Genomic DNA, 14030 nt, shown 5'->3' with positions numbered 1-14030 from the left:
AGCCAGGATCAAACTCTCCGATAGAAAGCTTAATCTAGCTTTTAAAACAATTTGTTTCCGTAGAAACAACTACTTACATGGCGTTTCGTTCAGTTTTCAAAGAGCAATTCGTTTCTTTCGTTGTCGTTTTCAGCGACCCAACTAATATACCATGTTGTTCCGTTTGATGTCAACAACTTTTTTAAAATGTTTTGAATGATGTTACGCGCTTGTTTCAGCGGCAACGTTCTCTATAATACATGAAGATTAAAATGAAGTCAATCACTTTTTTTCATGCGTTTGCTGTCGTTTTCTTAACAACGTTCTCTACTTTATCAGTAAAATGCGATATGGTCAATGGTATTTAACAAATTCAGAGAAAACATTCTGGTAAAGATGGCTTCAAACATCTCACGTAAAGAAAACGTACTTCCCATTTACTCATTTCCATTTAATGAAGCTTTTCATTTAACCCAGTAAGTGAATGAATTTTTAATGATTAAACAAACGTTTGATTAATTTCTCTCCGCTTCAAGAATAAATGATTCTTTCAATGACTCCCTTTGCTTTTTCCCCGCACAAAAAAAGCAGCCGGTTCGGCTGCTTTTAAACTTACTATGCTAAAAATACAAAATAGGCGATAAAGACGAAGAACAGTCCGTACATAATTGGATGAATGTTCTTTCCTTCCCCTTTTACAACCATCGTGATCGGGTACATCACGAAACCAAGCGCAATTCCTGTTGCGATGCTATAAGTCAACGGCATCGCTATAATGGTTAAAAACGCGGGAACCGCAATCTCAAATCGTTTCCATTCAATGTTACCTAGTACGCTCACCATCAGGACACCTACGATAATCAACACTGGTGCTGTGACCGAAGGAGTCACGACTGCTAATAATGGAGAGAAGAATAATGCAAGCAAGAAAAATCCTGCTGTTACGACCGAAGTAAAGCCCGTTCGTCCTCCAGCTGCTACTCCTGATGATGATTCAATGTAGGCAGTCGTTGTTGACGTTCCAAGTACTGCACCAAGAACTGTTGCAGATGAATCTGCAAATAAAGCTTTTCCCGCTCTTGGGAGTTTATTGTCTTTCATTATCCCAGCCTGCGTTGCTACAGCAATTAAAGTACCAGCTGTGTCAAAGAAATCAACGAATAAGAAGGTTAAAACCACGACAAGCATGTCAATTGTTAGCAAATCACCAAGGTGACCAAAAGCGACCCCGAACGTTGGTTCAAGGCTTGGCACACTTCCCACAATGCCATCTGGTATTGGTACCTGATTAAAGATCATTCCTACGATTGCTGTTATCACCATTCCGTAGAAAATACCACCCGTAACGTTACGGACCATTAGAATAACCGTGATAATTAATCCGAATACAGCAAGCAACGTTGGCCCCGCAAGAAGGTTCCCTAACTGTACAAGGGTAGAATCGTTATTTTGAACGATTCCTGCACTTTGAAGACCAATAAATGCAATAAAGAGTCCAATTCCACTCGCCGCTGCGTATTTTAATTCCATTGGAATCGCGTTAATAATCATTTCTCTTATTTTAAAAATCGTAATAATAATAAAGATAATTCCTGAAACAAGTACCCCGGCAAGGGCTGTTTCCCATGGTACACCCATAACGGTGACAACTGAGTAGGTGAAAAACGCATTCAATCCCATTCCTGGTGCTAGAGCAATTGGATATCCTGCTAACACACCCATAATTAATGTACCAAGAGCTGCGGCAAGAGCTGTAGCGGTAAAAACGGCGCCTTGATCCATTCCTGCGTCAGCCAATACTGCCGGGTTAACGAATAGAATATAAGCCATTGATAAGAACGTCGTTAATCCTGCAATTGTTTCTTTTCTATATGTTGTATTGTGCTCTTGAAAGCGAAAAAAACGATCCATTTCTTAATTCCCCCTTATTCCCCTTCATCCATCTTTCTAACAGGTCTCGTTACCTTTGCTTATTCTCTGCTAAGGAAAGGTAACCATTCATCAAAAAGAAAAAAGCCCCGGGTTCTCTACCCGGAGCGGACTAATAGGAAAAGAGAGAACAACTTAAGAGTTGCTACACGAGCATACTCTTTCACCACTTCCTCTGTTTCCTTCGTAGTCAGGTTATTTACGGTAACCTGGTAGAGACTTTCGGGCCTTATTCCCGATGTTATACGATGGATGGTCGTTCTATTTATTTACTTTTGTAGTGTATCAGCTATCAGACGCGCCGTCAACACAAAACACGAACATTCTATCTGTTATAATATTTTTTGTTCGTGTTTATTCCCACTCAATGGTAGCAGGTGGCTTTGATGTAATGTCGTACACGACTCGGTTAACATGGTCCACTTCATTGACAATTCTTGTAGAAATAATTTCAAGAACTTCAAATGGTATACGCGCCCAATCAGAGGTCATTCCATCAATAGATGTTACAGCACGAACACCGATCGTGTAATCGTAAGTTCTTGCATCTCCCATTACTCCTACACTTCGGAAATCAGGAAGCGCAGTAAAATACTGCCAGATATCACGATCAAGACCTGCCTTTTTAATTTCATCACGAAGAATCGCATCCGATTCACGAACGACTTTTAACTTTTCTTCCGTCACTTCTCCGATGACACGGATACCAAGACCCGGACCTGGGAATGGCTGTCTCCAAACGATTTCGTCAGGAAGGCCAAGCTCTGTCCCTACTTTGCGAACCTCATCTTTGAAAAGCATATTTAACGGCTCAATTAAATCAAGCTTCATATCTTCAGGCAACCCACCTACGTTATGGTGAGATTTAATCGTTTGAGCAGTGGCTGTTCCACTCTCAACGATGTCTGTATAAAGCGTTCCTTGCGCTAAGAAAGACATGTCTTCTAGCTTTTCAGACTCTTCTTCAAACACATAGATAAATTCGTTACCAATAATTTTACGTTTCTTCTCTGGATCCGTTACGCCTTTGAGCTTTGTAAGAAAACGGTCGGCTGCATCAATTTTGATCAGGTTCATGTCGAATCCTTCACCAAATGTTTTCATGACGCTGTCTGCCTCACCCTTACGAAGAAGACCATGATCAACAAACATACATGTTAACTGGTCACCAATCGCTCGGTGAATTAATGCCGCTACTACAGAAGAATCGACTCCTCCACTTAGCGCACAAAGAACCTTTTTATTTCCAACCGCTTCACGAATTGTATCGATTTGCTCATCAATGAAGTTCTCCATTGACCATTCGCCTTTGCATTCACATACCTTGTAAACAAAATTCTTTAGCAATTCATTCCCGTACTCTGTATGACGAACTTCAGGGTGGAATTGAACGCCATAAAGATGACGAGAAACGTCACTCATAGCTGCTACTGGACATGATGGGTTCGTTGCCGCTACTTCAAATCCTTCTGGTGGAGCTTTCACTAGATCTCCATGACTCATCCAAACAGATTGTTCTTCAGGAAGACCATCATATAAAGGAGATTTATCGTGAATAGTTAGCATAGCCTTACCATACTCACGATGCGTTGCTGCTTCTACACTTCCACCAAAATGATGCGTCATCAGCTGCATACCATAACAGATTCCAAGAACCGGAATACCAAGTTCGAAAATTTCTTCATCACAGCGCGGTGCGTCTTCACCATAAACACTGTTCGGACCACCTGAGAAAATAATTCCTTTTGGATTAATCTTCTTAACTTCTTCAGCTGTAATGGTGTTCGGATGTAATTCACTAAACACGCCAAGATCACGAATACGTCTCGCAATTAGTTGGTTGTACTGTCCACCAAAATCGAGGACAATAATGGATTCCTGTTCTTCTAACATCTAATTCCCTCACTTCTATTTAGTCTCTAGTAGCATTTCCAAATTCGAATGAAAAACGAAAGATTGATAAGCTTTTCGATCTTTACCTCCAGGTTATATAAAAAAGCCAGAACTCTGCCATGGTACAAAGGCAGAATCCTGGCGTATATACTAGGAGTATCTGCCTTCATAGTCAGATCATTTACGGTGATCCGGTAGAGACTTCTGGGCCTTATTCCCAGGGATATACGAAGGTTACAACTTTCTGTTCAAACTATGGATTCATTCTATCAACCGTCTATACAACGGTCAAGATTGCATCTTTTTAATTAAATTTTCCCACAATTTCTTCATTTCATCCCAGGCTTCATTGTTCGTTTGCCCGCGATAATAATTTTCTTCATAACGACGGGTTAATTCTTTCATCTCTTGTGTTTGAAGCTTCTGATCAACTTGAACAGCATACTCTCTAAGTGTTTGGTTTGCACCTCGTTTAATACCATGTAAATCGAGTAGCCATAGTAGTCTGAAGTAAGCTTCAGAGATTACTTTCTCATCATCACGTTTTTTATATTTTGAAAGGATATAGCTCTTTAACCATTTCTTGTAGTTCTTAAATGCGATGTAACATACAAGTAGCAGAACCACAGTAATTAAGATGGTATACCACACTGACCATTCAAAGGAGGAAGAAGAGGTTCCGGATGTTTCTTGTTCCTCTGGCATTTGCTCCTGTTGCTCGGGCTGCTCTTCTTCAGATTGAGCTGGATCAGACGTTTCTGTATTTGATGCTTCATCCTCATTATAATCACTAACAAAGTCTGCCTGATTAGAGAATCCACGAGTGGGTTCAAATGGAACCCAGCCTACTTCAGGAAAATAAGCTTCTACCCATGAATGCGCATTATTATTTGTTACTTCATATTCACGATAATCACCTGCTACGTCAACGAATTCTCCTTCAGTAAAGCCTTTCACCCATCTCGCAGGAATTCCAATACTTCTTAATAGAACGGTCATTGAACTGGAGAAATTATCACAATAGCCTAGCTGAGTTTCGAAAAGAAACTGATCTACATAATCATCATTTTCGCCTGGAATGGCGACATCAGACGTTTCATACACAAATCCATTCCCGACGAAGTAATTTTCAATCGCTCTCGCTTTATCATAAGGATTTCCTTCATCACTCGTAATCTCTTCCGCCAAATCACCAATTCTTTCTGGAAGAGATTCTGGCAATTGAAGATATGTGTTTGCTAAACGCTCCGGATATTCAGCTGGTGCTTCTCTCAACATTTTTTCTGAAAAAGTAGGTGAATCATAGTCTAAATTGTAATTATCAAGCACAACTGATTCGCCAAGATTTTGCGTAAACACTTTTCCACTCAAAGGATTTTCAAGGAGCTGCACGTCTTGTCCTGTTTCGATCTTTGTTACCTGGCCAGGATGGACGATAAAGTCAAATTCCTCGTTACCAGTCATGTTCATTTTCATATCATAGGCTTCTACTTCCACGCCACTTTCAAACAACGTTTCGGTGCTACCTTCGAACATAACTCGGTCCTGAACAGACGATTCCCACCCTTTTCCGGTATACACGTCTTTTGTTTCTACCCGCCAGTATCCGCGCTCTTTAATTTGTGCTGTGAAAACTGGCGTATCATCCATTACAAAAGGCCCGCCAAGACGAGAGTCATCCTCCCCGTACCCAATCTTATTAATGCCATTCCCATTTCCACCGTCTCCCTCGTCACCAGTTGTCTTTTTCAAAAAAGGAACGGGATCTGGCCACAAAGGTTCAGCTTTTGGGGCTATATAACCAAATAAAGAAGAGAATGCAATGACAACAATAAGCGGCATGAGCCAATAAACAGGAAAACGCCCTTTTGAAAATGAAACTCCTTCTTGTTCCTGAATACGTAAGATTTGTAAAAGACCAAGTAGTACAAAACCTATAATGACAATCCGTATAATGGCATTATCCGCTTCATAGGTTGTGAACGTATCAATCACTGAGATGTAGACAATTGTGACAAGTAGAAATAAAAAGATACGTCTCGTTTGGATTAGCCAATACTGCATCAAGTAACTAATAAGCCAAAGCAAAATGAAAAACAGAAACGTACGAAAGACATTTGAAAGACTATCAAAATGGCCATCGAATAAAAATCCAATGTTCTTAGAAAAATCCGATAGAAAATAATCGATCCATAAAAAATCTAAGAAAGGTCCAGGGAAAAACATAGCATGTAGCGCATAAACCATTGCTGTCCCTTTAATTGGAAAGGACAGCCAAAAAGGCAGTTGGAAATAAGAGAGTAAGAACAAGAAAGCTGTAAACAAAATAAAAATTTCCGTTTGACCCGTATCTGAAATAATCGAGAGAGGTCGTAACCACTCCCAAAATAATAGAAAACCTAATCCGTAGAGGAGAAGAGCGTGAAGCCAGTTTGTTTGTTCATTAACTTGTTGCACGCTTCCCACCCCCTTTTAATTCCTCATTAAACGAATTTCCCGCAATCACATGCGCTTTAATTCCATATTGCATAAGCTGGTTTATCTCTGCTTGTTGTTCTAGTGTAATCTGTTCGGTAACAAAGAAAAACTCAACTTGAACCTTCCTAGCAACAAGCTCTTTTAATGTAGAGGTGAAGGCCCCATCAAGCGAAGGACTAATCATCAACACACCTGTTCCTGCCGGAAAATGATGAGCTTCCCTTTTCACAACCGTATCAAATGTTGTTTTTCCATTCGCTTGAACGCGCGCAAGATGATGAAAGACTCTCCTTCTTTGGGCCTTCCCTCCATTAATGTTTAAAACAGAGTGATCCTTTCCTGATGAAACAAGTCCAATCATAGCATTTTGCTTTAAAGCAGCATTAGTTACAGAAGCGGCAAGGCTTACCGCCTTCTCAAACAACGGGGATTCAACTCGCCCATAGTGAGCCGTTTCTCGATCAAGAAAGACCATGTAATCCTGACTGATTTGCTGTTCGAATTGCTTGGTTAATAGTTTTGATCCCCGGGCTGTTGCTTTCCAGTCGATCCACGATAGTTTATCTCCAGGTACATAATCCCGTACGCTCACGGCAGTTGAATAATCTAAATCTGCTTTCCTTGGAGATGGCCTTGTTCCCGAAAGCTGTTGATTATACGGAGACCAGGAAATCTCTTGATAGTTTGGGAGAACATAAACGGATTGCTCGTGCGCAACCTTATTCTCATGTTGCACAAACCCAAACAAATCGCCTGTTTTACAACGAATTTCCCTGAATTGATATTCTCCCCTCGGAATCGATTTAACAGCATAGCGATAAGTTAAGTTCCTTCTAAACATCGGAAGCAATAATACTAGTGAACGTTTTTGATAGTTTGACGACGACTCCTTCGCAAAAGAAACAAGTCTTTCCGGTAGCACATCTTCTACTACTAAATAGAAAAGTGGAAAGTAGCTTTTTCGTTCAATTCGAATCGATATTGTTAACTCCTGACCATCCGTTAACTCGGTATGACTAATATCGCGCGTCATCTTAATCGATTGAAGTGGATAAAAAACGAGAAGGAGAGAATAAATACCAAAAGGAAGAAAGCTATAGAAGAGAAACCAACTAACAAACCCTCCCTGAAACATTGCATAGGAGAAGGTAAGCAGAAAGAGGAGGCCTAAAAACAAGAATTTCAACACTCTATTATTGGCAAGCTTGTCTCTCATTTCACTTTCTCTTCCCTCCGAATTGGTACACGAACGCGGTGAAGAATTTCTTTAATAATCTCCTCAGGCTTTTGTCCTTCAAAAGTCGCTTCCGATTTAAGTATGACGCGATGAGATAAGACATAAGGCGCTAAGAATTTCACGTCATCTGGAAGAACATAATCACGATTCCTCATAAACGCATAAGCCTGACAAGCTTTCATTAATGAAAGAGAACCACGCGGACTTGCCCCGAGATAGATCGACGTATTATTTCGCGTTCGACTTACAATATCAATAATGTATTGTTTGACCGATTCATCCACAAAAACAGCTCTTACCTTTTTCTGCATATCAAGCAGCTCTTCAAGCTCGAGAGCCGTGCCAATCGAGTCGATCGGGTGGGCGTGCTCCGTCCGATTCAGCACCTCAAGTTCTTCTTCAGGAGAAGGATAGCCCATTCGCAACTTCAACAAAAAGCGATCAAGCTGTGCTTCAGGAAGTGGATAGGTTCCTTCGTACTCAATTGGATTTTGCGTCGCCATTACAAAAAAAGGCTGTGGTAGAACATGGGTCTCTCCATCAACCGTTACGTTCCCTTCCTCCATTCCTTCAAGAAGAGCTGATTGTGTTTTTGGTGATGTTCGATTAATTTCATCTGCTAGAATAATATTCCCTAACAAAGGCCCTTTCCGAAATTCAAATTTCATTTCTCGTTGATTAAAGATAGATACCCCCGTTAAGTCTGAAGGCAGTAAATCTGGCGTAAACTGAATGCGGTTAAACTGAGCACCGACGGACTTCGCTAAAGCACGGACCATCATCGTTTTCCCCACGCCAGGTACATCTTCAAGAAGCACATGACTTCCGGCAAGCAATGCTACTAAACTTAGCTCAGTCACCTCTCTCTTCCCTACCATTACCTTTTCAATATTCTCAATCACTTGCTGTACAGCTGGGTGGTACGTATCAAACTGGTAAGATGAACTCATCATTGATTCCTCCAATAGTCTTGATCTGCCATAATTATTTTAAAAATAGGTCTCATTTCCTATCATTTTTCCATAACGTTATCAAAAATAAATGTCTGAATACTCATAACCTTATTGTAACAAAAAATACTTTAGCGACGTTAATAAGAAGAGAGTTTTCCTGTATTTTCATTTCACTTTCATATTAGGTGAGCTTAGCACAAATGAAAATCGTTTTAACCTGGATGAAAAAGGGAAGTCACATCATAGATCATTACACCGGAAGAATTCATAATCTTCAAATTAATAGATCGAGGTGAGTACATAAGGTCACGCTATGCCTTTCGTCCCTTTTGTCTAAAACGAAAAAGGAGGAAGTACAAATGGCAGGTAATCGCGGTGTCGTATATACAGGTTCAGGTCGTGTTGAAGTTCAGGATATTAGCTATCCAGATTTAGTTCTTCGAGAGGGTCCTGGTGTACCTAAAAGCAATGCTGGTCGTAAATGTGAACATGGCGTGATCTTGAAGAATATCGTGACAAACATATGCGGGAGCGACCAGCATATGGTTCGCGGTCGCACAACAGCTCCCTCTGGTTTAGTGCTCGGTCATGAAATTACTGGTGAAGTAATCGAAGTTGGTAGAGATGTGGAATTTATTAAAAAAGGTGATATTGTATCCGTTCCATTCAACGTAGCGTGCGGGCGATGTAAAATGTGTAAACGTCAAGATACCCATATTTGTCAAAACGTGAACCCTGAACGTCCCGGTGCTGCTTATGGATACGTTGATATGGGCGGCTGGGTAGGCGGACAATCCGAATACGTGATGGTCCCTTATGCAGATTTTCAATTACTCCCCTTCCCTAATAAAGAAAAAGCGATGGAGAAAATTCTCGATTTAACGATGCTATCGGATATTTTCCCTACCGGCTACCATGGAGCGATTAGTGCAGGAGTGACAACCGGCTCCACTGTGTACGTCGCGGGAGCAGGACCAGTTGGACTCGCTGCTGCCCATTCCGCTCAATTACTAGGTGCCGCCGTTGTCATCGTAGGAGATTTGAAAGAAGAACGTCTCGCTCAGGCACGTAGCTTCGGATGTGAAACGATTAATCTCAAAGAACACAATGATCCAGGTGAACAAATCGAACAAATTCTCGGCATACCTGAGGTGGATTGTGCGATCGATGCGGTTGGATTTGAAGCTTATGGACACGGAACTGATAATGAAGAGCAGCCTGCCATTGTGCTAAATACGATGATGGACGTTGTAGAAGCTGGAGGTAAGATGGGTATCCCTGGGTTATATGTAACCGAGGATCCTGGAGCAGATGATAAAGATGCCAAGCAAGGCTCGCTTAAAGTAAGATTTGGACTTGGCTGGTCAAAAGCTCATCATTTTGTAACAGGGCAAACACCTGTCATGCAGTATCATCGTCAATTGATGATGGCGATTTTAAATGGAAAAGCCGATATTGCAAAGGCCGTAAATGCAACCGTTATCAGTCTCGATGAAGCCCCACAAGGGTACAATGAGTTTGATAGTGGTGTAGCGAAGAAGTTTGTGATCGACCCGCACGGGATGTTGAAGAGATAAATCATAAAAGAAGTCCATCCTAGCGAGTAGGATGGACTTCTTTTTTCGTGATAGACGACTAAAACGAAAGCAACAAAACAGGAAGGTAATTTAGATGTCAGTTATCCTTAGACGAATTTATGCAGAAGACCAACCTCTTGAAGGGAATCGCATTCTAATTGACCGTTTATGGCCGAGGGGCATATCAAAAGAGAAAGCTACATTAGATGACTGGATGAAAGAAATCGCACCAAGTTCTTCGTTACGAAAATGGTTTGATCATGATCCGGATAAGTTTGAAGACTTTAAGAAAGCGTACCAAAACGAATTTAATGAAAGTAAGACGGCTCAGACGAAATGACAAGAACTCAAGAAAATGGCTACAAATGAAAGACTCGTTCTTTTATTTGTAGCCAAGGATATGAAACGTAACCATGCGGTAGTGTTAAAAAAAATCATAGAAGAGTCATTAAAGTTGATCATTTTTTTCAAAGTAAAAGAGAGAGGATTTTTCCCTCTCTCTTTTATTGCATTCTATTCCATTAAACTAGTTCACGATCCCAATGACGATGCGTCGCAATCGCTTGGCTGAATTCATTTACGAATTCACTCATATCTTTTCCAGTGACAACACCAGGTTGACCGACTAAGTCGTTATTCTCTAACCATTTCATTCCTTCATGCGTTCCACCAATCGGTTTAAAGTGTGAGAAGGCTTCATTTATGAAGTAATTAGCAGATTGATAGAACCCTTTGCTTTCTTGATTCCCGCCAACCGCGTAAATCGCATCAAATAGAACAGAATCACATGTCAGGAAGGTATGATCAATCTCAGCTTCAGCGCCATCAGTAGCTGTTTTCACACCGCGCTTATCACTAATGAGTTCAGGCTTAATTCCTTTTTCTTTCAATTTATCTAGTACCTGTATAAGTTCTTTTCCATTAAAGCCATTGTCTACAATCACGCCTACTTTTCGAGTATCTGCCGTAAACGTTGTATTTAATTGGCTAAGTGCAGGTGAAGACTTCGTAATATCGGATCCACCTTCTTTAGGTTCCTTCGCGCCAATATTTTGAGCGACGGTTTGAGAAAGGTCTAGATTAATATTCGCAAGCATATCCACGACTTGTTGCTGAACGGACTTACTTGTCAGCTTACCTAGCTCAAAGCTAAAGGCATTTTTAATATGCTCTTTCTCCACATCGCTCATGCTGTTAAAGAAAAGAACGGCCTGAGAGAAATGATCTTTAAAGCTTTCACTGCGCGCACGAACCTTATGACCGTCTACTTTCTCCTGATAATGAACGTAGCCACCCTCTTCTTCTGTCGCTGGTTCTGGCTGATTATCAGCAAGAGAATTTTTGTGGTAGCTTACTTGACCTTTGTTAATCGTTTGGCGCATAAACCCATCTCGCTGGTTGTTAAAGAACGGGCAAACAGGTCGATTAATCGGTAACTCATGATAATTCGCGCTACCAAAACGGTTAATCTGTGTATCAGTATACGAGAACAAGCGTCCTTGAAGTAGAGGGTCATTTGAGAAGTCAATCCCTTTTACTACGTTACCTGGGTGGAACGCAACCTGCTCATTTTCAGCAAAGACGTTTTCGACATTGCGGTTTAATGTCATTTTCCCAACGATTTTGACTGGGATGTCTTCTTCTGGCCAAATTTTCGTTGGATCAAGTACATCAAAGTCAAATTTAAATTCATCTTCTTCATTAATGATTTGCACGCCTAGTTCCCACTCAGGATAGTCACCGTTTTCAATAGACTCATATAAGTCTCCACGGTGGAAATCAGCATCTTTACCCGAGATTTTTTGTGCTTCATCCCATACAAGGGAATGGATCCCTAACTTTGGTTTCCAGTGAAACTTAATAAAGCGCGCTTCTCCTTTGGCATTTACAAAACGGAAGGTATGAACGCCAAATCCTTCCATCATACGTAGGCTTCTAGGAATGGCTCTGTCTGACATGGCCCACATCGCCATATGGGCAGATTCTTGATTGTTCGCAATAAAATCCCAGAAGGTATCATGAGCGGAAGCCGCTTGAGGCATACCGTTATGAGGTTCGGGTTTAACCGCATGAATTAAGTCTGGGAATTTGATAGCGTCCTGAATAAAGAATACAGGCATGTTATTTCCAACTAAGTCATAGTTTCCCTCATCCGTATAGAAACGTGTGGAAAACCCTCTGACATCTCGTACCGTTTCAGCAGACCCTTTTGAACCTGCCACTGTTGAAAAACGAACAAAGACCGGTGTTTTTCTGGAAGGATCTTTAAGAAATTCAGCGTCTGTGATTTCTTCAAGAGACTCATAGACTTCAAACTCGCCATGTGCAGAGAAACCTCTCGCGTGTACAACACGCTCAGGAATGCGCTCATGGTCAAAGTGCGTCATTTTTTCTCTAAAATGAAAATCTTCCATTAGCGTTGGACCGCGTTCGCCTGCTTTTAGTGAAAATTCGTCTTCCGAAACTTTAAGTCCTTGATTTGTGGTCATTTTGCCTTCGTCAGTCGTGCTATATTGATCTAGTTGCTTTTTCTTTTTATTCTCGCTCACTATAATTCCTCCCGCTATGTCGATATGTAAAATCTCAATATAGAGCGGTTCCCCAACTGACTGAATTCAAACATCATTTTTCAATATATTAGGTTATTTTACCAATAAAAAAACTCCATTATCTTCATTGATAACGGAGTACATGATAGCTCAAAAATCCCCTTCTATTTGATTAATCCACATTTCTTAACTCATGAAACCTTATATACACAAAGCAGGCATACAAAACAACTAATACAGCACCACCTGCCATTATGTGATTAATCCCAATTCCTGTCGAAAGCAAAAGAGCTGTCATGGCATAGCTGACCGGGATAAGCCCCATCGAAGCAAGAGAGATCAGTCCCATGACTCGTCCTAGTACCTTCTCGTCAATCATGCCCTGTATCGCAGATATAAAAGGAATATTACTCGCAGAAAGACATGCACCAAACAGCACTAGCATAACAATACTCACCCATAATACAGACGAGAAACTTAGGCCGAGAAAAGCAAGACCTGAAGCAATAAGAGTAAGTAGCGCAATTTTGCCACGTCTTTTCGTTAAATTAAGAACGCCAACGACAATGGAGCCGATCAACATCCCTACAGCCGCTCCTGCTTCTAGCAAACTAAACGTCAGTGCATCCCCATCCAGAATGGATTTCACAAAAAGAGGAAGACCCATCGACATGGGACCAACAAGAAATAAATTCATAAAAACGGTTGTTAGTACGACCACGACTAAGACTCTTGATCCCTTTACATAAAGAAGCCCTTCTTTAAAAGTCTCAAAAAAAGATTGTTCACTCGTCTCCTGCTCTACTGCTCGTTTTGGAATCTTCATCAAGTAGATTAGCATACTACCAAGAAACAGCATGATTGCTGTTATCGCAAAGACGAGTTCATAGCTGCCGAACGCGATTAATAACCCAGCTAGCATAGGAGCAATGATAAAAGAAGACTGGTTTGTCATTTGGATAATGGAATTGCCTCTCGTAAGGTTTTCTTTACGAATGATAGATGGAATCACAGCACTTTCTGCAGCCCAGAAAAATGCATCAAGAATACCAAAGAAAAAAGCAACCCCGACAAACGTCCACAATGTCACATCCCCAACAATAAACCAAAGAACAAGACCACCAAGCAAAATCCCTCTCGAAAAATCAGATAGAAACATCATTTTTGTTTTACTCATTCGATCGGCCACTGTTCCGCTAATCACCATAAACAATAGTCTTGGAATGCTCGATGCAATATAGATAAGACCTAGTGAAGCTTCAAGGTTTAAAACATTGACGACATACCAGCTCTCCGAAAAAAGAAAAAAGGAAATCCCAAAACTTGATAAAAACGCCGCTCCCCATAAAAGAAGAAAGTTTTTGTTTCTAAAAATAGAATCGACTTTCTCCATGTGCTCATTTTGTTCAAGCACGCTTTCCTTTACTGCCATCCC

At 40.9% G+C, this 14030-nt stretch carries 9 protein-coding genes and 2 riboswitches; of the genes, 2 read left to right on the top strand and 7 right to left on the bottom strand.

What is annotated here, in order from left to right; genetic code table 11:
• Nucleotides 1–594: 594 nt before the first annotated feature.
• The 5 genes from LCL91_RS21385 to LCL91_RS21365 form a co-directional block, all read right to left on the bottom strand.
• A complete protein-coding gene (locus LCL91_RS21385; RefSeq protein WP_098446103.1) occupies nucleotides 595–1890 on the bottom strand; it encodes an NCS2 family permease in 1296 nt (431 codons plus the stop codon).
• Between the two features lie 185 nt (nucleotides 1891–2075).
• Nucleotides 2076–2177, bottom strand: a riboswitch (purine riboswitch).
• 85 nt (nucleotides 2178–2262) lie between these two features.
• Nucleotides 2263–3801: a glutamine-hydrolyzing GMP synthase gene (gene guaA / locus LCL91_RS21380; RefSeq protein ID WP_224885412.1), complete on the bottom strand. Its 1539-nt coding sequence runs from the start codon at nucleotides 3799–3801 to the stop codon at nucleotides 2263–2265.
• Between the two features lie 149 nt (nucleotides 3802–3950).
• Nucleotides 3951–4052, bottom strand: a riboswitch (purine riboswitch).
• Nucleotides 4053–4089: 37 nt separating this feature from the next.
• The gene (locus tag LCL91_RS21375; protein WP_224885410.1) at nucleotides 4090–6258 is read right to left on the bottom strand and encodes a transglutaminase TgpA family protein; all 2169 of its coding nucleotides are present in this window, start codon (nucleotides 6256–6258) and stop codon (nucleotides 4090–4092) included.
• Nucleotides 6245–7495, bottom strand: coding sequence for a DUF58 domain-containing protein (locus LCL91_RS21370; RefSeq protein WP_224885408.1), 1251 nt, complete (start codon nucleotides 7493–7495; stop codon nucleotides 6245–6247). The genes LCL91_RS21375 and LCL91_RS21370 overlap by 14 nt, the downstream gene beginning before the upstream one ends.
• The gene (locus LCL91_RS21365; RefSeq protein ID WP_224885406.1) at nucleotides 7492–8466 is read right to left on the bottom strand and encodes an AAA family ATPase; all 975 of its coding nucleotides are present in this window, start codon (nucleotides 8464–8466) and stop codon (nucleotides 7492–7494) included. Before LCL91_RS21365 ends, LCL91_RS21370 begins: the two co-directional genes overlap by 4 nt.
• 362 nt (nucleotides 8467–8828) lie before the next feature.
• On the opposite strand from LCL91_RS21365, the gene fdhA reads away from it, so the two are divergent.
• Nucleotides 8829–10046, top strand: coding sequence for a formaldehyde dehydrogenase, glutathione-independent (gene fdhA / locus LCL91_RS21360; protein ID WP_224885404.1), 1218 nt, complete (start codon nucleotides 8829–8831; stop codon nucleotides 10044–10046).
• A 94-nt stretch (nucleotides 10047–10140) separates the two neighbouring features.
• Nucleotides 10141–10386: a DUF488 domain-containing protein gene (locus tag LCL91_RS21355; protein ID WP_369522975.1), complete on the top strand. Its 246-nt coding sequence runs from the start codon at nucleotides 10141–10143 to the stop codon at nucleotides 10384–10386.
• Between the two features lie 181 nt (nucleotides 10387–10567).
• Here LCL91_RS21355 and LCL91_RS21350 read toward each other — a convergent pair whose 3' ends face one another.
• Nucleotides 10568–12535 (bottom strand): catalase, encoded by a 1968-nt coding sequence (locus tag LCL91_RS21350; RefSeq protein ID WP_224885418.1) that lies wholly within the window; start codon nucleotides 12533–12535, stop codon nucleotides 10568–10570.
• A gap of 232 nt (nucleotides 12536–12767) precedes the next feature.
• A complete protein-coding gene (locus LCL91_RS21345) occupies nucleotides 12768–14027 on the bottom strand; it encodes an MFS transporter (RefSeq protein ID WP_224885402.1) in 1260 nt (419 codons plus the stop codon).
• Nucleotides 14028–14030 lie beyond the last annotated feature (3 nt).

Source organism: Guptibacillus hwajinpoensis (assembly GCF_020171785.1).
In the GTDB taxonomy this organism is placed as follows: domain Bacteria; phylum Bacillota; class Bacilli; order Bacillales; family Guptibacillaceae; genus Guptibacillus; species Guptibacillus sedimenti.
The sequence above is the reverse complement of the archived record's forward strand: the minus strand, read 5'-3'. Positions and strand labels throughout refer to the sequence as shown.

Coding starts and splice junctions, on each gene's coding strand:
- LCL91_RS21350 (WP_224885418.1), bottom strand. CDS start 12,535: ATGACCACAAATCAAGGACTTAAAGTTTCGGAAGACGAATTTTCACTA.
- LCL91_RS21355 (WP_369522975.1), top strand. CDS start 10,141: ATGTCAGTTATCCTTAGACGAATTTATGCAGAAGACCAACCTCTTGAA.
- LCL91_RS21385 (WP_098446103.1), bottom strand. CDS start 1,890: ATGGATCGTTTTTTTCGCTTTCAAGAGCACAATACAACATATAGAAAA.
- fdhA (WP_224885404.1), top strand. CDS start 8,829: ATGGCAGGTAATCGCGGTGTCGTATATACAGGTTCAGGTCGTGTTGAA.
- LCL91_RS21345 (WP_224885402.1), bottom strand. CDS start 14,027: ATGGCAGTAAAGGAAAGCGTGCTTGAACAAAATGAGCACATGGAGAAA.
- guaA (WP_224885412.1), bottom strand. CDS start 3,801: ATGTTAGAAGAACAGGAATCCATTATTGTCCTCGATTTTGGTGGACAG.
- LCL91_RS21365 (WP_224885406.1), bottom strand. CDS start 8,466: ATGAGTTCATCTTACCAGTTTGATACGTACCACCCAGCTGTACAGCAA.
- LCL91_RS21370 (WP_224885408.1), bottom strand. CDS start 7,495: ATGAGAGACAAGCTTGCCAATAATAGAGTGTTGAAATTCTTGTTTTTA.